Origin of the sequence: Hyphomicrobium sulfonivorans (assembly GCF_013306565.1) — a bacterium.
GTDB lineage: Bacteria > Pseudomonadota > Alphaproteobacteria > Rhizobiales > Hyphomicrobiaceae > Hyphomicrobium_A > Hyphomicrobium_A sulfonivorans.
Window position 1 is genome coordinate 200,442 of the sequence record NZ_PZPO01000006.1, and the last position, 24,895, is coordinate 225,336.

21 protein-coding genes are annotated in these 24,895 nt (G+C 61.5%); 13 read left to right on the forward strand and 8 right to left on the reverse strand.

Annotation, left to right across the window (positions count from 1 at the left end; translation table 11 throughout):
• The first annotated feature begins 60 nt into the window (after positions 1–60).
• A complete protein-coding gene (gene wecB / locus C6Y62_RS14340) occupies positions 61–1,140 on the forward strand; it encodes a non-hydrolyzing UDP-N-acetylglucosamine 2-epimerase (RefSeq protein ID WP_173954496.1) in 1,080 nt (359 codons plus the stop codon).
• 151 nt (positions 1,141–1,291) lie between these two features.
• On the opposite strand, the gene C6Y62_RS14345 is transcribed toward wecB, so the two are convergent.
• The 3 genes from C6Y62_RS14345 to C6Y62_RS14355 all read right to left on the reverse strand — a co-directional run bounded on the left by C6Y62_RS14345 (position 1,292) and on the right by C6Y62_RS14355 (position 4,915).
• Entirely contained in the window at positions 1,292–2,443 is a 1,152-nt protein-coding gene (locus C6Y62_RS14345; RefSeq protein WP_173954497.1) for a DegT/DnrJ/EryC1/StrS family aminotransferase, read from the reverse strand.
• A gap of 103 nt (positions 2,444–2,546) precedes the next feature.
• Positions 2,547–3,596, reverse strand: coding sequence for a Gfo/Idh/MocA family protein (locus C6Y62_RS14350; RefSeq protein WP_173954498.1), 1,050 nt, complete (start codon positions 3,594–3,596; stop codon positions 2,547–2,549).
• A 23-nt stretch (positions 3,597–3,619) separates the two neighbouring features.
• Positions 3,620–4,915, reverse strand: a complete 1,296-nt coding sequence (locus C6Y62_RS14355) for a nucleotide sugar dehydrogenase (protein WP_173954499.1) — start codon at positions 4,913–4,915, stop codon at positions 3,620–3,622.
• A gap of 385 nt (positions 4,916–5,300) precedes the next feature.
• Between C6Y62_RS14355 and C6Y62_RS14360 the strand changes: the two genes are divergently transcribed.
• Entirely contained in the window at positions 5,301–5,876 is a 576-nt protein-coding gene (locus C6Y62_RS14360; RefSeq protein WP_173954500.1) for an N-acetyltransferase, read from the forward strand.
• Positions 5,877–5,952: 76 nt separating this feature from the next.
• Here C6Y62_RS14360 and asnB read toward each other — a convergent pair whose 3' ends face one another.
• From asnB to C6Y62_RS14375, 3 genes are all read right to left on the reverse strand, one after another.
• Positions 5,953–7,782: an asparagine synthase (glutamine-hydrolyzing) gene (gene asnB, locus C6Y62_RS14365; protein ID WP_173954501.1), complete on the reverse strand. Its 1,830-nt coding sequence runs from the start codon at positions 7,780–7,782 to the stop codon at positions 5,953–5,955.
• Positions 7,783–8,009: 227 nt separating this feature from the next.
• Complete coding sequence (locus tag C6Y62_RS14370; protein WP_173954502.1) at positions 8,010–9,344, reverse strand: dihydroorotase; 1,335 nt, start codon at positions 9,342–9,344, stop codon at positions 8,010–8,012.
• The gene (locus C6Y62_RS14375) at positions 9,341–10,300 is read right to left on the reverse strand and encodes an aspartate carbamoyltransferase catalytic subunit (RefSeq protein ID WP_068460237.1); all 960 of its coding nucleotides are present in this window, start codon (positions 10,298–10,300) and stop codon (positions 9,341–9,343) included. The genes C6Y62_RS14370 and C6Y62_RS14375 overlap by 4 nt, the downstream gene beginning before the upstream one ends.
• Positions 10,301–10,428: 128 nt before the next feature.
• Between C6Y62_RS14375 and C6Y62_RS14380 the strand changes: the two genes are divergently transcribed.
• Positions 10,429–12,123, forward strand: a complete 1,695-nt coding sequence (locus C6Y62_RS14380; RefSeq protein ID WP_173954503.1) for an isovaleryl-CoA dehydrogenase — start codon at positions 10,429–10,431, stop codon at positions 12,121–12,123.
• A 126-nt stretch (positions 12,124–12,249) separates the two neighbouring features.
• Here the strand turns inward: C6Y62_RS14380 and C6Y62_RS14385 are convergent, their stop codons facing one another.
• Positions 12,250–13,461, reverse strand: a complete 1,212-nt coding sequence (locus C6Y62_RS14385; protein WP_173954504.1) for a PcfJ domain-containing protein — start codon at positions 13,459–13,461, stop codon at positions 12,250–12,252.
• Between the two features lie 190 nt (positions 13,462–13,651).
• On the reverse strand, positions 13,652–14,155 hold the full coding sequence (gene ruvX, locus C6Y62_RS14390; RefSeq protein WP_173954505.1) for a Holliday junction resolvase RuvX: 504 nt from the start codon (positions 14,153–14,155) through the stop codon (positions 13,652–13,654).
• A 158-nt stretch (positions 14,156–14,313) separates the two neighbouring features.
• On the opposite strand from ruvX, the gene C6Y62_RS16775 reads away from it, so the two are divergent.
• The 10 genes from C6Y62_RS16775 (at position 14,314) to C6Y62_RS14440 (ending at position 24,879) form a co-directional block, all read left to right on the forward strand.
• Positions 14,314–16,581 (forward strand): fused MFS/spermidine synthase, encoded by a 2,268-nt coding sequence (locus tag C6Y62_RS16775; RefSeq protein WP_173954506.1) that lies wholly within the window; start codon positions 14,314–14,316, stop codon positions 16,579–16,581.
• 107 nt (positions 16,582–16,688) lie between these two features.
• Entirely contained in the window at positions 16,689–16,976 is a 288-nt protein-coding gene (gene gatC, locus C6Y62_RS14400) for an Asp-tRNA(Asn)/Glu-tRNA(Gln) amidotransferase subunit GatC (protein ID WP_068460247.1), read from the forward strand.
• 8 nt (positions 16,977–16,984) lie between these two features.
• Entirely contained in the window at positions 16,985–18,487 is a 1,503-nt protein-coding gene (gene gatA, locus C6Y62_RS14405) for an Asp-tRNA(Asn)/Glu-tRNA(Gln) amidotransferase subunit GatA (protein ID WP_068460249.1), read from the forward strand.
• Positions 18,488–18,525: 38 nt separating this feature from the next.
• A complete protein-coding gene (locus C6Y62_RS14410) occupies positions 18,526–18,867 on the forward strand; it encodes a chorismate mutase (protein ID WP_068460251.1) in 342 nt (113 codons plus the stop codon).
• A gap of 219 nt (positions 18,868–19,086) precedes the next feature.
• On the forward strand, positions 19,087–19,377 hold the full coding sequence (locus C6Y62_RS14415) for a hypothetical protein (RefSeq protein WP_068461730.1): 291 nt from the start codon (positions 19,087–19,089) through the stop codon (positions 19,375–19,377).
• A 259-nt stretch (positions 19,378–19,636) separates the two neighbouring features.
• A complete protein-coding gene (locus C6Y62_RS14420; RefSeq protein WP_245281887.1) occupies positions 19,637–20,077 on the forward strand; it encodes a bactofilin family protein in 441 nt (146 codons plus the stop codon).
• Positions 20,078–20,102: 25 nt separating this feature from the next.
• A complete protein-coding gene (gatB, locus tag C6Y62_RS14425; protein WP_173954507.1) occupies positions 20,103–21,581 on the forward strand; it encodes an Asp-tRNA(Asn)/Glu-tRNA(Gln) amidotransferase subunit GatB in 1,479 nt (492 codons plus the stop codon).
• Between the two features lie 200 nt (positions 21,582–21,781).
• On the forward strand, positions 21,782–23,119 hold the full coding sequence (locus C6Y62_RS14430; RefSeq protein ID WP_173954508.1) for an APC family permease: 1,338 nt from the start codon (positions 21,782–21,784) through the stop codon (positions 23,117–23,119).
• An 85-nt stretch (positions 23,120–23,204) separates the two neighbouring features.
• Positions 23,205–23,972 (forward strand): alpha/beta hydrolase, encoded by a 768-nt coding sequence (locus C6Y62_RS14435; protein WP_173954509.1) that lies wholly within the window; start codon positions 23,205–23,207, stop codon positions 23,970–23,972.
• Between the two features lie 325 nt (positions 23,973–24,297).
• Positions 24,298–24,879, forward strand: coding sequence for a cytochrome b (locus C6Y62_RS14440; RefSeq protein WP_246274801.1), 582 nt, complete (start codon positions 24,298–24,300; stop codon positions 24,877–24,879).
• Positions 24,880–24,895: the final 16 nt, after the last annotated feature.

The following is a 24,895-nucleotide window of genomic DNA, read 5'->3' on the forward strand; positions in this document are numbered from 1 at the left end:
TGAAGGTCGCGCCCAGGTGTGACCCAGCCTGATTTTGTGAGCTGAGAACTGGACATAGCGATGAGCAAACCGGCGAAGACCATTGTCACGATCGTTGGCGCCAGGCCGCAGTTCATCAAGGTTGCTCCGGTAAGCCGCGCGTTGCGCGACACCGGTTCGATCACTGAAATCCTCGTGCACACAGGTCAGCACTTCGACGCCAACATGTCGGATGTGTTTTTCGACGAACTGGGCATCGCGCGGCCGGACTATAATCTCGATGTCGGTGGCGGCGGTCACGGTGCGATGACAGGGCTGATGCTGCAACGCATTGAGCCGCTGCTGCAGGACATTCGCCCCGATGTTGTGCTGATTTACGGCGACACCAACTCGACGCTGGCCGGCGCATTGACGGCGGCCAAGCTGCATATTCCGGTGGCCCATATCGAAGCTGGTCTGCGCTCGTTCAATCGCGCGATGCCGGAGGAGATCAACCGCGTAGTTGCCGATCACCTTTCGGAACTGCTGTTTGCTTCAACCGATGTGGCGGTGGCGAACCTGCTGCACGAAGGCGTCGATGCCGCCAAGGTGCATCATGTCGGTGACGTGATGTACGACGCTGCGCTGCTGTTTGCAGACCGCGCGAAGGAGCGCACGCTGCTTGCCGATCTCGGCCTGGAACCGGGGCGCTATGTTCTCTCGACATTGCACCGCGCGGAGAACACCGACAGCCCGCAGCGTCTCGGCGCGTTGGTGGCGGCCCTCGATCGGGTGGCGCAGCAGATACCGGTGGTGCTGCCACTGCATCCGCGCACGCGTGGAGCTATGGAACGGCAGGGTCTGCGCTTTGAGCGTGTGAAGACGATCGATCCGGTCGGCTATCTCGACATGATCGCACTGGAATCCAATGCGGCGGTGATTGCCACCGACTCCGGCGGCGTGCAGAAAGAAGCATTCTTTTACGCCGTTCCCTGCGTCACGCTGCGCGACGAAACGGAATGGACGGAGCTGATCGAGCTTGGCTGGAACCAGCTTGCTGCACCGGACGGCCCCGCGATTTCGGAGCAGATCCTCTCCGCTGTAGGCCGCAAGGGAACCGAGGCGTTTCCCTACGGCAATGGCGATGCCGCGCGCCTGATCGCTGAAAAATTGGCGGGTTAGGTCAGAGGCGGGCGTGTGCCGCATTTTGTTGCGCCTCACGCCATGCCGCAAACTTTGCATGCGTCGGCGACGCACCTGCAACCACAGCGGAAAAGATTGCGTCGGCGAGCGCCCGCGCCAGCAAAATCATGATCATGGCAGGGCCGCTACGTTACGCGGCGGCAGCCAGTGCGTTGGCGAGAGCGCCGACAACATGATCCTGATCGGCGGCGGTCAGGTCCGGCCCCATAGGCAACGACATCACATGCGCACCGAGCCATGCGCTGGCCGGAGTGGGATCGTTGTTGCCAAGGCTACGATATGCATCCTGAGCATTGAGTGGAATCGGATAGTGCACCGCGGTCGGCACGCCGGCCGCTTGCAGGCGGTTTTGCACGTCGGCACGGTTGGGAACGAGAACCGTGTATTGCGCGTGCACGCTGGTGCGGTCCTGCAGCATCGCCAGCGAGCGGGCGCCGGTAAGTAGTGCGCTTGGATCAGCGACATCGACGGTGCGGAAACCGGGCACCCTTTCGCGGAGCAGCACATCGTAACGCGCGCCAATGCGGATGCGCTCGGCAACTTCCCAGTCGAACCGGGGCAACTTTGCGAGCACGATTGCGCATTGTAGCGTGTCCATCCGGCCACCGACGCCGATACGGGTGTGCACGTAGCGTTTGCTCTGGCCGTGTACGCGGATCTCGCGAGCAGCCTGCGCGAGCGCGTCATCGTTTGTGAACAGAGCGCCGCCGTCGCCGTAGCATCCCAGCGGCTTGGACGGAAAGAAGCTCGTGGCGCCGAATGTCGATAGCCCGCAACTCTTGCGGCCGTAGTAGTCGGAGCCGAAGCTCTGACAGCCATCCTCGATGACGGGAATGCCGTGCGCGTCGGCGATGGCGTTGATGGCATCCATCTCCGCTACCTGACCATAAAGGCTGACTGGGATGATGGCTTTGGTGCGCGGCGTGATTTTGGCGGCAATCAGTGTCGGGTCGATGTTGGCGGTGCGCGGATCAACATCGACAAAAACAGGCTTGGCACCCAGCAACACGATCACTTCAGCCGTTGCGACGAAGGTGAAAGGCGTGGTGATAACTTCGTCGCCGTGCCCAACGCCGAGCGCCATCAGCGCGATGAGCAGCGCCTCGGTTCCGCTGGAAACACTTATGCAATGCTTGACGCCGACATAGGTCGCCAGCGCCGCCTCAAGCTCGGCAACTTCCGGCCCCATGATGTATTGGCCGTGGGCCAGCACCGTTGCGATACGCCGATCAAGCTCGTCCTTGATCGCGGCTTGCTGCGTCTTGAGATCGATGAATTGCATGGTGTCTCTCAATCAGCCTTTTGCAATCTGTCTCGAACGTCGGCCGTCACGAATGCCGTCCACGCAAAACTTAGACTGTTTGCGAGAGTGCGCGCGCGGCTTGTCAGTAGTGGAGTGGCAGCGCAACGCGACGGCCGTCACGGGCGGACATGTAAAGCGCGATCAGCAGCTCAAGTGACTTGAGGCCCTCACGCCCGTCGGTTTCCGGCTCGGCGTTGCCGGTGAGAACATTGATGACGTTGTCATAGTAGAGCGGATGCCCGAAGCCATAAACGCTGGTCGTGGCGTAGTTGGCCTGCGCGATCTCGTCATCTTCGGGCAGCTTCTCCGCGAACTCCCAATGCTGGATTTCGTTGACGGCAACGCCGCCAATCCGCACCGTTCCGTTCTCGCCGAGAATGGTAATCGAGCCTTCGAAGTTCTTGGGGTGCGTGAGCATGGTAACGTTGAGCGTACCAAGCGCGCCGCTGCGCCAGCGCAGGGCAGCGACACCGGTATCCTCGACCTCGATATCGCGCGCCAACGTGGCGGTGTAGGCCATGACGCTTTCAAGCGGGCCAATCAGCCAATCCAGCAAATCAATGTAATGGCTGGCCTGATTCATATAGGCGCCGCCATCAAACTCCCACGTGCCGCGCCACTTCGCGCTGTCGTAATATTCCTGCGGGCGCGTCCAGAAGACGTTGATCGCCACCGAGTAGATGCGCCCGAAACGCTTGGCCTCAACGGCGCGCTTCAGCAATTGCAGCGTTGCGTTGCGGCGGTTCTGCTTGACGACGAACAGTTTAACGCCCGCGCGATCGCAGGCCTCAACCATGGCGAGGCCGTCGTTCCAGCGTGTCGCCATAGGCTTTTCGGTCATGACGTGGAAGCCAGCAGCGGCCGTTTGCATCGCCTGCTGCGGATGCAGACCGCTCGGCGTCGTCAGCACGACGCAATCGGCATCGGTCGAAGCCAGCATCGCTTCCAGCGACGTGTGCGGCCTGGCGCCCGTTTCCTTGGCCGCAGCCTGCACGACATCGGGAACGACGTCGCACACATCGACAAGCTCACAACGGTCGTTGTGGGTTGCGATGGCGCCGAAGTGATTTTTGGCGATGCGTCCGCACCCGACCAGCGCGAAACGGACTTTCCTGTCTTTGACCCCCGTCATGGTGGGCACTCCTGCGGCGAGAGCTAAAGCCGGAAAACGGTGAACCCCAGGTTCTGGAATTCGCGGCGGTCGTATAGCGATTTGACATCGACAAGAATGGGCGCGGCGCCCCGTACGCGCGCCTTGATCTCATCGGATGTCATCTTGCGATAACTGTCGTGACCGACAGCGACCACGAGAGCGTCGACGGGAGTGTCGGCCGATATCTTCGAAAGCTGGATGCCGTATTCCTCGCGAACTTCTGCAGCATCGGCCAGCGGATCTTCGACGATCACCTCGGCGCCGTGCTCCTTGAGTTCGCGCACGAGGTCGACGACCTTGGAATTGCGCACATCAGGGCAGTTTTCCTTGAAGGTGATGCCCATGACACCGATGCGGCTGCGCGGCACGTCGATGCCACTTTTCAGCATGCGCTTGACGGTGTTGCGCGCCACATAGCGGCCCATGTTGTCGTTGATACGCCGCCCGGCCAGGATCACCTGCGGGATATAGCCCATCTGCTCGGCCTTATGCGTCAGATAGTAGGGATCAACGCCGATGCAGTGACCGCCAACGAGACCGGGCCGGAAATTGAGAAAGTTCCATTTCGTGCCGGCCGCAGCCAGCACCTCGGCGGTATCGATCCCTGCGCGGGCGAACACGACGGACAGCTCGTTCATGAGTGCGATATTGAGATCGCGCTGTGTGTTCTCGATGACCTTCGATGCTTCGGCCACCTGTATGCTGCTGGCCTTGTGTGTGCCGGCGGTGATGATCGAGGCATAAAGCGCATCAACGATGTCGGCGATCTCCGGCGTTGAGCCGCTGGTCACCTTCACGATCGTTGGCAGCTTGTGCTGCTTGTCGGCGGGGTTGATGCGTTCGGGGCTGTAGCCGCAGAAAAAGTCTTGGTTGAAGACCATGCCGGACGCCGCCGCCAGCGCCGGAACGCACACTTCTTCGGTTGCGCCGGGATAGACAGTCGATTCGTAAATAACGATCGCGCCCTTCGGCATCACGCTGCCGACTGTGTTGGAGGCCTTGATCAGCGGATTCAAATCCGGCCGGTTGGCATTATCGATCGGTGTGGGAACGGTGATGATGAAAAAGCGGCAGTCTTTGAGATCGTCGGGATTGTTGGTGAAGCTGAGATGCTTTGCGCTGGCAAGCTCATCGGGCTCCACTTCGAGGGTGCGGTCGACGCCCTTGCGCAATTCTGCAACGCGTTCGGCATTGATATCGAACCCGACCACGCGGCGCTTTTTTCCGAACTCTACGGCCAGCGGCAATCCGACATAACCCAGTCCGATAAGCGCAATATTTCCTTCAACTCTGTCCACGGAAAAGTCCTGCAATTGCTGCAATGAAGAGATTAGGTCTGGGATACCCCCGCCGGGAGAAAAATGTGTCGCAGTCACGAAGGACCAGCCCGAGGGACGTCATGTAGCACCGTGAAAACGCCCTTCCACCAGCATGAGTGGATAGCTCAGGGACTGCTTGTTTTGCAACTTATTTGCTGGGGATAAGAGGTTTTGTTCCCGCGCAAAATGGTACCTGTCGCTAGTCTCTGCGATCATTCGGCGTAAGGGGCATACTGATCTGGCCGTCGCAGGATTTTGTGCTTGGCGAGCCGATTGTCGGTTGTCACCCACGCGGGAACAGGCTTCCATTCGATGGCAGCCAAGCAATCTGTGCGCCCAAACGCCAATACGAAAGCAAGGACGAATGAGCAGCCAACCCTTTGTGCACGAAAGTGCCTACGTAGATGATGGCGTCGAACTGGGCGAGGGGTCGAAGGTCTGGCATTTCAGCCATATCCTCTCGGGGTGTCGTATCGGTCGCAATTGCTCGATCGGGCAGAATGTCATGATTGGGCCCAATGTTCCTGTCGGCGACAACTGCAAAATTCAGAACAACGTCTCGCTTTATAAAGGTGTGGAGCTGGAGGATGGCGTGTTCTGCGGCCCATCTTCAGTTTTCACCAATGTCATAAATCCGCGCGCTGAGGTTGAGCGCAAGGACGAGTTTCGCATCACCCGCGTCCGGCGCGGCGCCACGATCGGTGCCAACGCGACCATCGTCTGCGGCAATGAACTGGGCGAATACTGCCTGATCGCAGCGGGCGCGGTTGTCACAAAATCGGTGCCGGCGTTTGCATTGATGGCCGGTGTTCCCGCGCGTCGGATGGGTTGGGTGTCACGGTCGGGTGAGATACTTGATGAGAAGCTGATCTGCCCGCGCACTGGCGAGCGCTATGAAATGGTCGGCGACGTGCTGCAACTGGTCGAAACGCAGCCGTAGAGAAGGCACGTTTGCCGAAAGCCGATTGAGGGCCACAAGTGATGGGCCTTCAATTCGCTTCGGCGATCTCAACAGCTCAGGCTGTCACGCTGAACTGGCGCTCCCACATTGCAACGCTGTAAAGTCGCCAGCGGCTCCGCTTATCCAGCCGCTGCATGGCTTTCTCAAGCGCGGCTGCTGATGTCATTTCGCGCAGCAACGGCGACGCCATGACAGTCCGGTGCATTTCGTCAGCATGTTTGCTGAGCCAGATATCTTCCGGGGCTTCGAACCCAAACTTGTTTTTGCGCCATACGACTTTTTCAGGAAGTCTATCGGTCATGGCCTTGCGCAGAATCCATTTGGACCAGCCGTCGCGAATTTTGTAGCGGTCAGGCAGCGACAGGCTCATCTCCAGCAGGCGATAATCCAGGAACGGCAAGCGCGCCTCGACGCTATGGGCCATCGAGTTCTTGTCTTCGTAGCGCAGCAGCACAGGAAGATTTGTGGATTCGATCTCCAGCTTCTGCAGCCGGAAACTGTCGAGGCAGCTTTTGGAGAATGCCGACAGTGCGGTGGGCATCGGGGCATGCTGACTGAAGTGGCGATGACGGCGCTTGTAGAAGGCATAGCGCGCCGGCGCGACCAGCGCTCCGACAACATATTTTGCCATGTTGAGGGGATGCATCTTGGCGTTGTTGCGCGCTGACGCCCGTAGCGCCGAGATCGTTGCGCCGACGCCATCCCGCCGGAAAGCGGTGGCGATATACGCCGCGTAATATTTTTCGTAACCGAGCAGTGTTTCGTCGCCGCCCTGACCGTCAAGAAGCACGACGATGCCGTTGTCGCGCGCCGTCTTCATGACGAAGTGCTGCATGGTCAGCGAAGGACTGCCAAACGGCTCCTCCTGAGCCTCCACGACGCGGGGCAGTGACGAGACGAAGTCTTCGTAGCTCGGTTGCGCGCGATGCCAGTCGAGATCGCTGGAGCGAACGACCATCTCCGCGAAGTGTTCCTCATTGTTTGAGGATTGCTCGCTGACTGCCGTAATGGCGCCGAAGCGGCCCTCGGCAGCCTGTCGGTAAATGCCAGATGCCGTTGCCGCAACCGATGAGGAGTCAAGTCCGCCACTCAGACAGGTTCCAACCTTGACATCTGACCGCAGGCGCAAGCGCACCGCGTCCTCAAACAGGCCCAGAAACTGTTCGGTGGCATCGGAGATCGACAACTTGCCGATCTCTTCGCGACGGCTGACCTCGTAGTAGCGCTGGATCGTGAAGTAATTCCGCTCAAGATCGAAGGTTGCGCTGTGTCCAGCCGGCAGACAGCGGATGTCCTTGAAGAAGGTCTGGTCGTCGAGATCGCTGAAGCTGGTGACAAGGAACGTCTGCACCACATCCATGTTAGCGCCGACGCGATCGCAGAACGGCAGCAGCTGGCGGATCTCAGAGCCAAACGCAAAAACGCTGCTGTTTTCGCAGTAATAGAGCGGCTTTATTCCGAAGCGATCACGCGACAGAAAAAGCCGATGCCGCTGCCGATCAAAGATGGCAAACGCCCACATGCCGTTGAAACGGTTCACGCATGCTTCGCCCCAGCGGTCATACGCGGCCAGAATAACTTCGGAATCGGTGTCGGAACGGAACGTGTATCCCTCGGCGCGCAGTTCATCGCGGATTTCTAGGTAATTGTAGATCTCGCCGTTGAAGGTCAGCACAAGCGCGTCACGCGCGTCGTGCATCGGCTGTGCGCCGTGCTCGCTCAGATCGAGAATTGAAAGCCGGCGGTGCCCTAACGCCAACGGGCCATCGACAAAATGTCCGCTGCCATCCGGGCCGCGATGCCGAACGGCATCCGTCATCCGCTCGATGATTGCGCGTTCAGCCGGGCCGCCATCAGTGCGAACGAAGCCAGCAATCCCACACATGCAAATACTGCCCCCTGCCGACCCGTAATTGCTGCTGCGCGTTTCAGTTATCCAGCACGCATTTTGAATTATAAAGCTGCATGGCGTTTGGCCGCCTATCCGATCAAACGCTTAAAGCTGCCCGGTAACAGGCAAGCGGCTATAAAGTCTATCGTGAACGTCAACGATGCCAAATTTTGCACTACGCGGCGCGGGATTGAAAGATCGCCGACTGCGAGGTGCTTTGACTAGCGCTGATAAACAGTTTCGCCGGCGACCACTGTACGCATCACGCGGCCCTGCATCTTGCTTTCATCAAAAGGTGAGTTCTTCGAGCGCGAACGGAGCTGGTCTTTGTTCAGCACCCACGGCTCATCCGGATCGAAGATGATGAGGTCGGCGATGCTGCCCTTGGCCAGGCGCCCCGAGTGCAGGCCAAGCAGCTTGGCCGGATTGATTGTGAGCGCGCGCAGAATGGTCATCAACGGCAGCTCGCCGGAATGGTGCAGCCGTAGCGCTGCGGGCAGCAGCGTTTCCAGGCCTACAGCGCCATCGGTCGCTTCGGCGAACGGGCGACGCTTGTCGTCGGCGTCCTGCGGATCATGGCTCGACACGATGATGTCGATGTCGCCCGATGCCAGCCCTTCAACCATCGCGGCGCGATCGGCATCGGCACGCAGCGGCGGGCGCATCTTGAAGAAGGTGCGGTAGGGGCCGATGTCGTTTTCGTTCAGTGTCAGATGATTGATGGTGACGCCGCATGTCACAGGCAGGCTCTTGGCCTTGGCGGCGCGTACAACCGCAAGGCTGTCAGCGGTTGAAATTGTTGCTGCGTGATAACGGCCGGACGTCATCTCGACGAGGCGCACGTCGCGTTCGAGGATGATCGTCTCTGAGGCCCTCGGGATGCCGGAAAGGCCAAGCCGCGCCGCAACCTCGCCTGAGTTCATCGACCCGGTGGCCGAAAGATAAGGGTCTTCCGTGTGGTGCACGATCAGCGCGCCGAAGTCGCGGCTGTAGAGCAGCACATTGCGCATCACGCGCGTGTTGGCGATCGAGCGCTTGCCGTTGGAAAAGGCGATTGCGCCGGCCCGTTTCAGCAGGCCGATCTCGGTCATCTCTTCGCCGTTAAGGCCCTTGGTCATCGCCGCCATGGTGTGAACGTGCACGATGGCATTGTCGCGCGCGCGGCGCTGGATGAAGTCGACCAGCGCAACCTGATCAATAACCGGATTGGTGTCCGGCATCACGACCATGGTGGTGACGCCACCGGCGGCGGCGGCGTGGCTGGCGGTTTTCAGTGTTTCGCGATGCTCAAAGCCCGGTTCGCCAGCGAATACCTGGGCGTCGATGAGGCCCGGCGCCAGAACATGCCCCTTGCAGTCAACGACGGTCGCGCCTTCCGGTGCATTGCGGCGCAGGTGAGGGCCCAGATCTTCGATCAGCCCGTTCCTCACGATCAGTCCGCCCGCTTCGTCCCGGTCGGTGGCGGGATCGATGATGCGCGCGTTGATGAATGCCGTAGCCGCGTCGGAGTGCGCGCGCTGCGGGCGTTTGGAGAGCGGACTTGGTGTTGTGTTCATCGCTTCGTCAGGTTTCGGGCCAGGGCATCGAGTACAGCCATGCGCGCCGCAACGCCCATTTCAACCTGCTCCCGGATCACGCTGGAGGAATGGTCGGCGACTGCGGAGGCGATTTCGACGCCGCGATTCATCGGGCCGGGGTGCATGACGATGGCGTCGGGCTTGGCCCGGGCCAGCTTTTCATGATCGAGGCCAAAGAAGTGGAAGTATTCACGCACCGATGGCACGTAGGAGCCTTCCATGCGCTCGCGCTGCAGGCGCAGCATCATTACCACGTCGGCGCCTTCAACGGCCTTCCACATGTCGGTGAAAACTTCCGCGCCCAGCCGTTCCGGCGCAGCTGGCAGCAGCGTCGAGGGGGCCGCCAGACGCACCCGGGCGCCGAGCGTGTTCAGCAGAATGATGTTCGAGCGCGCGACGCGGCTGTGCAGGATGTCGCCGCAGATCGCTACCGTCAGCCCCTCAATGCGGCCCTTGGCACGGCGGATGGTGAGCGCGTCGAGCAGCGCCTGCGTCGGATGCTGGTGTGAGCCGTCGCCGGCGTTGATGACGGAGCAGTCGACCTTCTGCGACAGCAGTTCCACCGCGCCCGCCGCATGGTGGCGCACGACGATAAGGTCGGGCCGCATGGCGTTGAGGGTGACGGCGGTATCGATGAGCGTCTCGCCCTTCTGCACTGATGACGTCGCGACGCTCATGTTCATCACGTCGGCGCCAAGGCGCTTGCCGGCCATCTCGAACGAGGCCTGCGTGCGGGTCGAGTTCTCGAAGAACAGGTTGATGAGGGTGCGCCCGCGCAGCACATCATGCCGTTTGCCCGCCTGACGGTTCTCGTCGGCGAAGCGATCGGCAAGGTCCAGCAGGAAATGGATCTCCTGAACGCCCAGCCCCTCCACGGTGAGGAGGTGGCGGTGCGGAAAATGGAGCGTCTCGACTTTGGCTACAGCATTGGTCATCAAAGCCGTTTGTATAGGTAGACTCATAGGGCTCGGCAACTGCGCCCAAGCGCCCCGGGCATATGAGCTGGGGAATACGTTAAGGGCGGGTAGCCGTGCCACAGCCAGAAGCGCAATAAACTGCTGTAATGGTCGCACCAACCGACAAATCCGGCGAATTCAACCAGTCGCCCCCGTTCGAGGACGTGAACCTGTTCACGTCCGATGCCGCATTGGCCGAGGCGATTGACCGGGAGGGCGGAGGCTATGCCGCGCGGGCGCTGGGCGCTTTCGGCGTGATCACGGGGAGCGCCGAGGCTCAGGAACGCGCGCGGCTGGCGAATGAGCACGTGCCGCGCCTGGCCACGCACGATCGCTATGGCAACCGCCGCGACACGGTGACGTTCCATCCCGCCTATCACACGCTGATGCGCACAAGCTGCGCCGAGGGCCTGCATAGCTCGGTCTGGAGCCACCTGGCGGATCGAAACGGCGTGCGGCGCACAGGAGCATATGTCGCCCGCGCGGGGGCCTTCTACATGGCGGCGCAGATGGAGGCAGGGCACTGCTGCCCCGTAACCATGACCAGCGCCGCCGTGCCCGTGCTGCTGCAGCAACCCGAAATCGCCGCCGAGTGGGTGCCGCGCGTTCTGCCGTTTGAATACGATCCGAGTTTTGCTCCGCCGGGCGCCAAGACGGCCATCACGCTCGGCATGGGCATGACAGAGCGGCAGGGCGGTACGGATGTTCGGGCCGCGACCACCGTGGCCGAGCCCATCGGCGGCAAGGGCGGTCCGGGGCGCGAATATCGGCTCACGGGCCACAAGTGGTTTTTGTCGGCGCCGATGTCGGATGCATTTCTGGTGCTGTCGCAGGCACAATCATCTGATGGCAGCAACGGCGGGCTGACGTGCTTTCTGGTGCCGCGCTTTCTGCCCGATGGCTCCGTCAACGCGCTGCACTTCCTGCGCCTGAAGGACAAGCTGGGCAACCGTTCGAATGCGTCGTCGGAGGTGGAGTTTCACGGCGCCTATGCGCGCGCGGTGGGTGAGATCGGTCGCGGTGTTGCGACGATCATCGAGATGGTGACGCACACGCGGCTCGATTGCGCGGTTTCGTCGGCGGGGCTGATGCGTTCGGCGCTGGCCAACGCAATTCACCACGCCGAACACCGATCCGTTTTCGGTCGCACGCTGGTCGATCAACCGCTGATGCAGCAGGTGCTGGCCGATCTGGCGCTTGATGTGGAAGCGGCGACAGCGCTGGCGTTCCGTTTGGCGCGCGCGTTCGATCGCTCGAATGATCCACGTGCTTCGGCATGGCGGCGACTGATGACGCCTGTCACCAAATACTGGGTTTGCAAGATCGCGCCGCCGATGGTGGCCGAGGCGATGGAATGCCTTGGCGGCAACGGATACGTCGAGGAAGCACCGCTGGCGCGCCTGTATCGCGAGGTGCCGGTCAACTCGATCTGGGAAGGTTCCGGTAACGTCATGGCGCTGGATGTCGCGCGGGTGTTGCAACGCGAGCCGATGGCGGTTGAATCGGTGATGGAAGAATTGCTGGCCGGCGCTGGCGACGATCAGCATCTGCGCCGCGCCCACGCGCGCATCGAAGGCATGTTGCAGGAGCCGAAATTCCTGGATGCACGTGGCCGCACGCTGGTGGAAAGCTTTGCCGTTCTGGCTGCCGCTACCATTCTGCGCGTTCATGCGCCACCCGCAGTGGCGGATGCCTTCATTGCCACACGCCTGTTTGGCGATCCGCGACAGACATACGGGCAGGGTCTGGAGCACGCCGACGTTCGTGCCATCATAGCGCGGGCGTCACCCAACGAGAGCTAGCTCTTTGTGGCGCTCGGCGACACCGCTGCGCGGCGCCGGCCGCCGAGCGCATTTTAAGTTAGCGCTGGCGACTGTGCTCGGCGACACCGCTGCGCGGCACCGGCCGCCGAGCGTGGCTGCTTGACGTCAAGTGAATAGCCAGGATGAAACGCCGGCGCGGCGTGCAAGCTCGCCCATTTCGTTTTCAAGTTCATCGAAAACGACGGGGTTGGCCGCATGTGGCAACCAGGGCGCGCCTTCAGTCGCGGCGCGATAATCCGCGAGCATATCGGTCCACGCAGCGTTGTCGAACTGGCGATCTGGGAATGTGCGCGGCGGCATGCGGCGCAGATTGGTTTGGCCAGCCAGCCACGCATAGGCGGCCTGCCAGACCTCCAGCGGTGCGGCGAGATTATGCCGGCCTTTGAGCTGCGTGATTGTCAGCATGCCGGCTTCGCGCGCGTGCGGGCCGATTTCCAGCGTCGCGATGTGGTCGCCGTGGCGGCGGATGGAAAACAGGCGGCAGCGGTCGCTGGCCAGACGATCGGCATACTGATCGGCGCAATTCTGCATTGCCCGCGCCTCGGTGAGGATCTCGTGCTGATCGAGCAGCGGCACGAACGTGTAACCACGCACAAGGCCGCCTGACAGCCACGGATCGGAAACGGCGCCATGGCTGAGCTGAAGCGTGAGGCGAATGCGGCTGAACCAGCTTTTTGCCGCGCAAAGAGCCGTGTCGAACGCAATTTCAGGACGCCAGGGCACAACGATGAGGCTGTGTGCGCGCGTCTGCGGCGCACGGGAGTGCCACGCATAGCTGGCCAGCACGCCAAACATCCGTTCCGGGTCGCCGGGCTCTGCGTAAATGCTTTGATCGGCCAGCCAGAGCGTGAAGTCGTCACTGCACGCGCGTGTACCGAATGTCACCGCCTGCAACCACGAAGCGCTGTGGGCAGGGTCGGCGGGCATCCGGCTGGCGATGCGACGGGTGAAAGTTTCGCTATGCGGCAGCGCCCTGATCGGCTGGTCAAACGCTTCCGGGGGAAGACGGCGCAGCCAGAGCGGCAGGCCGAGTGTGGCTGCGACTGTCTTCAGCGCTTCGCCCGCTTCAACCTGGGCGATGGCGGCCTTACGCAATTCAAGCGGTGTGTGGCGGCTGGCGATGGCATACGCCGCACCGGGAAAGACGATGGCAAGATCGGCAAGGCGCGAAGAGGAGCGCATCAGGCGCCGCACATCGCGCCGGGCCGGATAGGTAAAGCGGGCAGCATAATTTGCGTGATCGTCGGAAAGCGGCGGCAACGGAGCAACGCGGCGGGCGTCCGAACGCCGACGGAGAAGTTGTGTTGCCTGCGACATGTACTGACCCACTCAGCTACCGACCCACCTCAACAGGGTAGCGGGCTGAAAGCCTTGCAAGCCATTGCGGCGCGCATGGGACAGAAGCGTGCCCCGGCGCGGCAAGTCGCGGGCCAAAATATGTTGAGAGTTAACGGGGCGCGTGCCGTACGTATGCGCACGGCGCAATCCTTAACCGAGCCAAAGCGGCCTAACGGTGCATGAAGCGCATTCGGTCCAGCGCACCCTGCAGAATGATGGTGGCTGCCAGTTTGTCGATCACCTGCGCCCGGCGCTTGCGGCTGGTGTCCGCTTCCAGCAGCATGCGCTCGGCTTCTGCGGTTGAAAGCCGTTCATCCCACAGCAATATCGGCAGCGGCGTCAGCGCATTCACGTTGCGGGCGAAGGCGCGGGTGGCCTGCACGCGCGGGCCTGAGGTGCCATCGAGGTTCGTCGGCAGGCCCAGCACCAATCCGCCCACCTTATGCAGCGAGGTGAGGCGAAGCAGCTCGGCGGCATCCTCCTTGAATTTGGTGCGCCGGATGACTGTCAGCCCGGAAGCGATCGTGTGTGTGATGTCGGACAGGGCAAGGCCGAGCGTTTTCGTGCCGGCATCTATTCCGATCAGCGGCGCACGCGCCGGAATGACCGCTGCGAAAGCTTCGATGTCGTCGGTGGTAATGCCGCGATCGGGGTCGCCCGATAAATTTTCCATAAAGGCGCCCTGAGGATTGTTGCGGATTGGGGCTTCATATACTCCACATTGGGCTTGGTAAACGTATTTACCGCCGAACGTGCATAGGGCAGCTTTGTTCAGATTCTAATGCGATCAAAGCGGCCGCTAGGGATAGGGCCACACAACGAGGGATGGTGGTGCAGCAAGATAACGAAGCCGTGAACGCGGGCCTGAGTACTCTGGTAGTCTTTGCCGCGACGACTTTTCTCTCCGCATTTTTGCTGTTTGCCATCCAGCCGGTATTCGCGAAAATGGTGCTGCCGGTTTTGGGCGGATCATCTTCCGTTTGGGCGGTGGCGCTGCTGTTCTTCCAGTCGGCGCTGCTCGCGGGTTATCTCTATGCGCACCTGCTGATCCGCAATGTGCCTTCGGCCTCAACCGGCTTCGTGCATCTGGCGGTCGCGCTGCTGGCACTGCTGGTGCTGCCGATCGGCTTGCCGGAAGGCTGGAACGAGCCGCCGCCCGGAAATCCATATCTCTGGCAGCTCGGATTGTTCACTGTTGCTGTCGGACTGCCGTTCTTTGCCGTCGCGGCAAATGCGCCGTTGCTGCAGGCATGGTTTGCGCGCTCCGGTCATCCGCACGCCACCGATCCCTATTTTCTTTATGGCGCTTCAAATCTCGGCAGCCTGATTGCGCTGCTGGGATATCCGTTTCTGCTTGAGCCAACCTTCGGGCTGACGGCGCTGAGCGAATACTGGACCATCCTATATTGCGTTCTGATCGTTGCCATTGGCTTCTGTTTTCTGCTGGTGCGCCGCCGCGCCGGTAGTCTGGAAGTGAAGCAGCAGCTCGCTGCAGAAGATGCGGGACCTACGCCGGGCTGGCGGGAGCGAGCGGCGTGGTGCGGGTTGGCGATGATTCCCGCCGCGCTGCTTACCGCATTCACCACGCATATCACCACCGACGTCGCATCGGCACCGCTGCTGTGGGTGCTGCCGCTGTCGCTCTACCTGCTCACCTATGTGCTCGCGTTTCAGACGCGCCTGCCGTTGCCGATGTGGCTGCTACTGCCGTTGCAGTTCGGTGTGGTTGTCTTTGCCCTGCTGGAGCTGTCGCAGACCAAGCACGACACATGGACCCTGACGAGCGTGGCGGGGCTGGCCGCGTTTTTCCTTGCCGCACTGGTCGCGCATCGCACGCTGTTTCTCAACCGTCCGAAAGCGCACTTCCTCACCGAGTTCTATCTCTGGATGTCGTTCGGTGGCGTGCTCGGCGGCCTGTTCGCAGCCCTCATAGCGCCGCAGCTTTTTTCCGAGGTGCTTGAATATCCGTTGCTGATCGCGCTTTCGCTGGCGTGTCGTCCCGGCGTTTTCACGACGCGCACGACACCGGTGCGGGAGCTGATCTGGCTGCTGGGGATCTTCATCGTCGGCGCTTTGATCATCAACAACGTGCCGATGTGGCTCGTAGTGAACGGATACGAATTTGGCGAGTGGGGTGTGACGCCTGTGGTTGGGCTGCTGTTTGCGGCCGTCGCGATTCTGTTCTGGCGCTATCGGGCACGCCAGCTCGTTACCGTGCTGCTGCTGTTTGCAGTCGTCGCGATTCTACCGTCGGCGGTGAAGCGCGGCAACGCGCAGCGCAGCTATTATGGTGTCTACCGCGTCGCGCAGTCGGCAGATTCAGAGTTCAATGTGTTTACCCACGGAACGACGCTGCATGGCGCGCAACGCATCCGCGATTTCAAGGGCAATACCGTCGCCGATGTGACGCCTGGAACGTATTATTATCCGGGCAGCCCCATGGCCAAGTCGGTTCAGATTGCCCAGGCCAAGATGGATGAGCTGGGAGAGACCGGCCGCTTCGGCGTGGTTGGCCTCGGGGCCGGTTCACTGGCCTGCTATTCGCGCAAGCATGAGCAGTGGCGCTTCTTCGAAATTGATCCGCTGGTGGTCGATATCGCGTCGAAATCGGGGCACTTCACGTTTCTGTCCAACTGTCAGCCGCACTTCGACGGCGTGGTGGGCGATGCCCGCCTGACGCTGGAGAAGGAGCCCGACCACAGCTTCGATCTTCTGATCATCGATGCATTCACGTCCGACGCGGTGCCGGTTCACCTGATGACGGCGGAGGCGCTGCAACTCTATGCCCGCAAGCTGACCGATAACGGCGTGGTCGTCCTGCACATCTCCAACCGCTATCTTGATCTGGAAGCGGTGCTGGGGGCCACTTTGCCGCTGGTGCCCGAATTAAAGGGGCTGATCGTTTCGGATGACGACGCTGATGGCACCTATGCGCAAAATTCATCCACGGTTGCCGTTTTTGCCAAAGATATGCTGGCACTTGATCCCTATCGGGCGCTGCCGGGGGCGCAGGATTTCCACGACGGCAACGTTTCGGCCTGGACCGACGATGCTTCGGACATCCTGGGGCCGTTTCTGTCGCAGCGGAAACGTTTCTGACCGCAATCGGGGGCAGGCGTGACGGTTAAGTTGCGCGTCTCCGCGCGCGGGGCTAAGAGTGCGGGCGCTTGCAACCCGAGCGACGTTCAACATACCGGCGAGGAGCCATGCGGGTCGACGAGACGACGGTCCGGCGCATTGCGCGCCTGGCGCGCATCAAGATTTCCGATGAGGATGCCAAATCTCTGGAGGGTGAACTCTCCGGCATCCTGGATTGGGCCGAAGAACTGAATGGGGCCGACACAACCACTGTCGAGCCGATGACGCGCGTTGTGCCTATCGAGCTGAAAAAGCGCGTGGACGAAATCACCGACGGCAACATCGCCGATGACATCGTGAAGAATGCGCCGATGGTCGAAGACCATTATTTCGTGGTGCCCAAGGTGGTGGAGTAGCGATAACCGTGACGGATCTTACCAAGCTCACCATCGCCGAAGCGCGCGACAAGCTGCGCAAAAAAGAAGTGTCGGCAACAGAACTGACGCAGGCGTTCATCGACGCCATTGAAGTCGCGAATCCGCAACTCAACGCGTACGTGCGGACCACGCCCGAGCTGGCGCTGAAGCAGGCTGAGGAAAGCGACCGGCGGTTGAAGTCCGGCGATGCGCGCCCGCTTGAAGGGCTGCCGCTCGGCAACAAGGATCTGTTCTGCACCAAGGATGTCGAGACAACGGCGTGCTCGAAGATTCTTGAGGGCTTCACTCCGACATACGAATCGACGGTCGGTTCCAATCTGTGGAACGCAGGCGCGGTGATGCTCGGCAAGCTCAACTGCGATGAGTTTGCGATGGGCTCCTCGAACGAGACCAGCGCTTACGGGCCCGTGGTTTCGCCGTGGCGTCGTGCCGGTGCCGATGGCCAGCTGACCTCGGAAAATCTGGTGCCGGGTGGTTCGTCGGGCGGTTCGTCCGCTGCCGTCGCCGCCGACCTGTGCCTTGGTGCAACGGCAACCGATACCGGCGGCTCCATCCGCCAGCCTGCAGCGCTGACCGGCACTGTCGGCATCAAGCCCACCTACGGGCGTTGCTCGCGCTGGGGCATCGTCGCGTTTGCGTCATCGCTGGATCAGGCCGGACCGCTGGCCAAGACGGTGCGCGACGCTGCGATCATGCTGCGCTCGATGGCCAGTCACGACCCGAAGGATTCCACCTCGGTTGAAACGCCGGTGCCCGACTATGAGCTTGCGCTTGCGCAGGGCGTAAAGGGGCTGCGCGTCGGCGTGCCGAAGGAATATCGCGTTGAAGGCATGTCGCCGGATATCGAGCGTCTCTGGCAGGAAGGCATCGAGTGGCTGAAGGCCGCTGGCGCCACCATCCATGAGGTGTCGCTGCCGCATACGAAATTCGCGCTGCCAACCTATTATGTCGTAGCGCCGGCTGAGGCTTCTTCAAACCTCGCCCGTTACGATGGCGTGCGCTATGGCCTGCGTGTCGAGGGCAAAGACCTCATCGACATGTATGAGAACTCGCGCGCTGCGGGCTTCGGCAAGGAAGTGCAGCGGCGCGTGCTGATCGGCACCTATGTGCTGTCGGCCGGCTATTATGACGCCTATTACCTCAAGGCACAGAAAGTACGTACGCTGATCAAGCGCGACTTCGACGACGCGTGGCAGTCGGTAGACGTGCTGCTGACCCCGACCACGCCGACGCCGGCCTTCAAGATCGGCGAAAAGCTGGATGATCCGATGGCGATGTATGCGCAGGACATCTTCACCGTCACGGTGAACATGGCTGGCCTGCCTGGCATTTCGGTGCCGGCCGGTATTTCGGTCGATGGTCTGCCACTCGGCCTGCAGCTTATCGGTAAACCTTTCGATGAAGCGACGCTGTTCCGCGCCGCGCAGGTGATCGAGGATGCTGCCGGGCACTTCAAGGTGCCGCAGCGCTGGTGGGAAACGGCGCGCTAACGGCAAACGACAACGCGACAGCAGCGGGAGCAGGTGACATGGGTGGGCGTCAGCCGCAGGAATGCACGTCGATGGCCGAGGTGCGCGATGAGATCGACCGCCTCGATCGCGAACTTGTGGACCTGATCTCGCAGCGGTTCGGCTTTGTCGATCGCGCTTGGCAGTTGAAGGCCAATCCGGCTGAAGCCTATGTGCCGTGGCGCATTCAGCAGGTGATCGACAAAGTGCGCGCGCACGCCAACGACAAGGGGCTGCCGCCGGAGCTGACTGAGGCGCTGTGGCGGCAGATGATCGGCTGGTTCGTGCAGTACGAAGAAGAGAAGCTGCGACGGCAGATGGAAGGCAACGGCGGGGGCAGTGCTGACGCCGGTAATGCGTGACGTCCGGGCGGGATGGTACCCGGCGCAAGGCGCCCCGGCGCGAGCGCCGGCCATCCATCGGCACCACGCCGGTCGTACTAAGCCTCTCACCGCGTGTGGCGGTAGCACCGATTTGTGCTAACAGGGCGCAAGGCGCCCCGGCGCGAGCGCCGGCCATCCACCGGCACCACGCCGGTCGTACTAAGCCTCTTTCCACTTGAGTCCGGCAGGAAATAAAAAATGGAAATCGTTGCGTTCGATCCGGTCACCTTGCTCAAGCTGGCGTTGCTGAATCCGGTGGTGATTGTCGTCGCGGTGATGATGGGCCGCCGCTGTGACCAGTGGCAAAAGCTGATCCTGGCCGGGTTTGTGGCTGCCATCGCCGGTTTCGCGGTTTATTGGCTGGCAGCAGCGGTGGGCCTGCTGCCCATCCACGCGCTGGGTGGTGAAGCGGCGCTGCTGACGGTGCAGTTTGTGGCCGGTCTCGCCTGGGCGGCGCTGGGCTACTGGATCGCCCGGCGCAAAGCCTAAGGTGGCCTCTGGCAGCTCCGCTGTCCTCTATATCTGCCGGTGTTAACCAGCGCTGACGTTCGTCAGAGCGCCTAAGCCCGCAGCTGCGGAGCTGCCCGAAAAGCGCCACGCCACTCCGACTAGCTTGAATGATCGCCGCAGCTGGAAAAGCGGTTCCCACTTTTCCGGAAGCCATTTAAGGTGCCGCCTAAAAACGGTGCACCGGCGTGACAAAGCTTGGGCAGCGTTGGGGACGAGTGTTCATTCGGGGTATTGCGTCATGATGAACCTGACTGCGGGGCGGGGTCGCTCTGCCGGCTCGCTGCTCATTCAGCGGGCTGTGACCATCATCGGGTCGCTGACGCTCGATGGCCAGATCACAATCGAAGGCACTGTCGACGGCGAAGTGCGCTGCCGGGAACTCATCATCATCGAGCGTGGCGATGTCGGCGGCATTGTCGTGGCCGATCGCGTTGTTGTGCGCGGCGAATGCTCGGGCACCATCTACACTAACGAACTGGTGCTGTGCGCAGGCTGTCATGTCGAAGGGCACATCTATCACCGCAAGCTGGTGCTTGAGGAAGGGTGCTATTTCGAGGGCAAATCGCGTCGCCATCCCGATCCGTTCTCGCTGGCGCCCGAGCCGCTGGAGATCGTTGAGGACGATCGCGCCTTTCTGACCGGCCCGCAGCCGCTTGCCCCGCGCGACGCGGTGGGATAACGAGGGCGCTGGCAAGGAGTTACCCATGCAGGAATCGGCTACCGCCAGCAATCCAAAGAATTTGATCGAGGGCGCCACGGGCAAGTGGGAGGTCGTTATCGGCCTCGAAGTGCATGCCCAGGTGGCGTCGAAATCGAAACTGTTCTCAGGTGCAGCAACCGCCTTCGGCGCCGAGCCCAACAGCCATGTGTCGCTGGTGGATGCGGCCATGCCGGGCATGCTGCCGGTGATCAATGCGGAGTGCATCGCACAGGCGGTGCGCACGGGGCTTGGTCTCAACGCGAAGATCAATCTGAAGAGCGTTTTTGACCGCAAGAACTATTTCTATCCGGATCTGCCGCAGGGCTATCAGATCAGCCAGTTCAAGCAGCCGATCGTCGGCGAGGGCGAGATCGAGATCGATGCTGACGGCGAGACGCTGACAATCGGCATCGAGCGCCTGCACCTTGAGCAGGACGCCGGCAAGTCCGTGCACGATCAGCACCCGGATTATTCCTACGTCGATCTCAACCGTTCCGGCGTTGCGCTGATGGAGATCGTGTCGAAGCCCGAGATGCGCTCGTCCAGGCAGGCGCAGGCTTACGTCACCAAGCTGCGCACCATCCTGCGTTACCTCGGCACCTCCGACGGCGACATGGAGAAGGGCAATCTGCGCGCGGACGTGAACGTGTCGGTGCGCAAGCCCGGCGATCAGCTCGGCACCCGCTGCGAGATCAAGAACGTCAACTCGATCCGCTTCATCGGTCAGGCGATTGAAACGGAAGCGCGGCGCCAGATCGATATTCTGGAAGCAGGCGGCAAGATCGATCAGGAAACGCGCCTGTTCGATCCGGGCAAGGGCGAGACGCGTTCGATGCGCTCCAAGGAAGAAGCGCACGACTATCGTTACTTCCCCGATCCCGATCTGCTGCCGCTTGAGCTGACGATGGATTTCGTCGGCGAGCTTGAGGCGTCGCTGCCGGAACTGCCGGACGCAAAGAAAGAGCGCTTCACGCAGGAGTTCGGCCTCAGCGACTACGACGCCACCGTTCTGGTCGCCGAGCGCGCTTCGGCTGACTACTTCGAAGCCGTTGCCTCGGGTCGCGATGGCAAGGTTGCTGCGAACTGGGTCATCAACGAGTTGTTCGGCCGCCTGAATAAGGAAGGCAAGGACATCGCCGACTCGCCGGTTTCCGCTTCCCAGCTCGGCGCGATCGTCGATCTCATTTCGTCCAACACCATCTCGGGCAAGATCGCCAAGGATCTGTTCGAGATCGTGTGGTCAGAGGGCGGTGATCCGGCCGAGATCGTCGAAGCGCGCGGCATGAAGCAGGTGACGGACACCGGCGCGATCGAGAAGGCTGTCGATGAAATCATCGCGGCCAACCCCGACAAGGTGGAGCAAGCCAAGGCCAAGCCGACGATGATCGGCTGGTTTGTTGGGCAGGTGATGAAGGTCTCCGGCGGCAAGGCCAATCCGCAGGCCGTCAACGAGATCCTGAAGCAGAAGCTCGGTATTGAATAAATCTCACCCCTGAAGGGTTGAGGCTGATTAGCGATGGCAAGGCTTATACGCCGATGCCATCGCTTCTTCCTGCTGCATAGAAGGTTTTGTTACGTCTCGCCGCCGTAGCGTTTTGCTAGCGCGCGCCGCTTGATGGGCATCCCGATCAACTGGATCAGCATCGGTGTGTTCGCGCGTGCCATTCACGCGAGCGAGGCGCCATGCAGCACAGCACCGTAAAGTCCGTCGCATCCGGTTCATCGTCCGGTACACGCTCAGGCACCGGACAGATCGGCATGGCCGCCGCTGTTTCGATCGGCATCGGCGGCATGGTCGGTGCCGGCATATTTTCCATTCTCGGCGTGGTTGCGGAAGCCGCTGGCAACGCGATGTGGGCGGCGTTCGCAATCGGCGGCGTCGTGGCGCTGCTCTCCACTTACTCTTACGCCAAGCTCGGCACGCGTTATCCGTCAGCCGGCGGCGCAGTCAGTTTTCTGGTTGTCGGATATGGCGACGGCGTGTTCGTCGGCGGCCTCAACATGTTCATGTGGGCCGGATACATTATCTCGTTGGCGCTCTATGCGATGGCGTTCGGCAATTACGCCGCCACTTTCATCTCAACAACGCCCGATCCCGTACTGATCAAAGGTCTCGCGATCGCTTCGGTGTTGCTGGTGACGCTGCTCAATGCGTTCGGTGCCAAGGTGATGGGGCGGGGCGAGACCATCATCGTCGGCATCAAGCTGGCGATCCTCATTCTGTTCTCCGTCATCGGGCTTTACTTCGTAAAGGGCGAGAACCTTTCGCCGTCGCAATGGCCGGGGCCGGAATCGGTGCTGTTCGGCGCGGGGCTGCTGTTCATCGGCTATGAGGGCTTCGGCCTCATCACCAACACGGCGGCCGATATGCGCGACCCCAAGAAGATGCTGCCGCGCGCGCTCTACACCGCTGTGATCCTCGTCATCATTCTGTATCTGGCGGTGTCGCTCACCGTTTCAGGCAATCTCACCAACGCGGAGATTGAACGCACGCGCGACTATGCGCTGGCCGAAGCCGCCAAGCCGTTTCTGGGTGAAACCGGCTTCCGGTTGATTGCCATCGCGGCGCTGCTGTCGACCGCATCGGCCATCAACGCCACGCTCTTCGGCTCGGCCAACATCTGCTACATGATCGCACGCGATGGCGAACTGCCGAAGCGGCTGTCGCAAATCGAATGGCGGCAGGCGACTGGCGGACTTCTGCTGACGGCGGCTCTGGTGATCGTGGTGATGCTGATGTTCGATCTCGCCGGCATCGCGATGATGGGCAGCGCCGCGTTCCTGCTGCTCTATGCGGCGGTCAATGGCGGCCATCTGCGGATACTGAAGCAGACCGGTGCCAATCCCTTCTTCGTCTGGCTGGCGATGCTCACCTGTCTGGCGATGTTCTGCATCCTTGCGGTCTACACCTATCAGAAGGAGCCGGCCGCCATCATCGCTCTGGTGGGCATCGCGCTGGCAGCCTTTGCCTTCGAAGCGATCTACCGCCACTTCACCGGCCGCCGCATCAATCTGCCCTGATTGCTTCTTTCGACGGTGTGGAGGCGCGCGCAAAAAATGGTAACCCTCTGTTGGCATGCTGCTCCGGTCACAGGGGGAACTGGGTATGACCAACACGGCAGTGCTTATTCACGGCGCTTTTTGCGGCGGCTGGTGCTTCGCGGACATGATGCCGGTGCTGCAGCAGCACGGTTGGGAATGCCACGCGCCTGATCTGCCGTATCATGTGCCGGGTCCCGCTCAGCCAGCCGATCCCAGACTCGCCGAGCAGAGTGTCGCTGACTACACGCGCGACATGGCTGCCTTCGTGAAGCAGTTCTCGGAACCGCCGGTGATCTTCGGTCATTCGATGGGCGGACTGATCGCCCAGCAGCTTGCAGCGCAGGGGCTGGCCAAAGCCATCGTGCTGCTGACGCCCGCAGCGCCATGGGGCGTTCTGCCATCTACAACGCGAGAGATGGCGCTGGCCAAGGGGCTGATGCAGGCGTCGCCGTTCTGGAACAAGGCGCTCAATCCTTCATTTGAGGTTGCGAAGGGCGACTCGCTTGCCAGCCTGCCGCCGGAAGCGCAGCGCCGCGTGTTCGACATGTTCAGCCCGGAGTCCGGCAAAGCGCTGTTCGAACTGTTCTTCTGGATGTTCGATGCCGCGCGGGCAACGACGGTTGAAACGCACAAGGTGCAGTGCCCGGTGCTGGTGGTCGCGGGTGCCGACGATCTGGTCATATCGCCGGAAACATGCCGCGCGGTTTCAGGTCTTTATGCCAATTCCACATTCCGCGAGGAGCAGGGCCGGGGACACTTCCTGGTGATGGAGGATGGCGCTGCTGAGCTGGCAGGCCGCTGCGCCGACTGGATTGATGCCGCCGTCAAGTGATGGCGTTGGCCTAGAGCCTTTCAGCGTTTCGTTGAATCGCGGGCGGTGCGCGCGTGCAGGGCAGTCATGCATGTTGTGCAAGCGCTGCGGCCGCATGAAGCATGTCAGTTGATGCGGGTGGAGATCGGTATTGATCAGCGTCAGGACAAGCCCGATTTCAGGCCCACAGGCAAACTCAACCTTGGCACTAAACGTAACGCGCGGACTGTTTCCGTCGTTTTGCCAACTCGTTCTATCGTATGATCTTTTTCGCCTTTTGAAACGCCATCACCGTGAGCTGATCCGGCTTGATCTTCACGCCAGGATGCCTACATCACCCGTGCTGATGACCGCAGGGGGCGAGGCGAACGGCATGATGATCCGCGATACGAGCGCAGGCTACGGCGTGCCTACACGGGTGCTCCACTGGGGCATGGCGGTTGCCATCCTGGGAATGTACTGGCTCGGCCTGTGGATGGTCGATCTCACCTACTACAGCCCCTACTACCAGCTCGCTCCGGACATCCACCGCAGCATCGGCATAATTCTGCTGACACTGCTGCTCGGACGTTTCCTGTGGCGGATCGTCAACGACAAGCCCGACGACAGTGACCTGTCGAAGATGGAGCGCACCGCCGCCCGCGTCGTGCACTGGGGCTTTTATCCGTTGCTGCTGGCGCTGATGATCAGCGGCTACCTGATGTCGACTGCCGATGGCCGCGCGATCGAGGTGTTCGACTGGTTCAGCGTTCCGGCCATCATTGAGAACAAGGGTATGGAGAAGCCGGCCGGCGCCGCGCACGCGCTGCTGGCGCACCTCACCATCCTGCTCGTTATCGTTCACGCCCTGGCGGCGTTGAAACACCAGTTCTACGACCGCAGCGGCGTTCTCGGCCGCATGTGGTCTGGTTCATCCAGCAATCGCTGATCCCCACCCATTATTC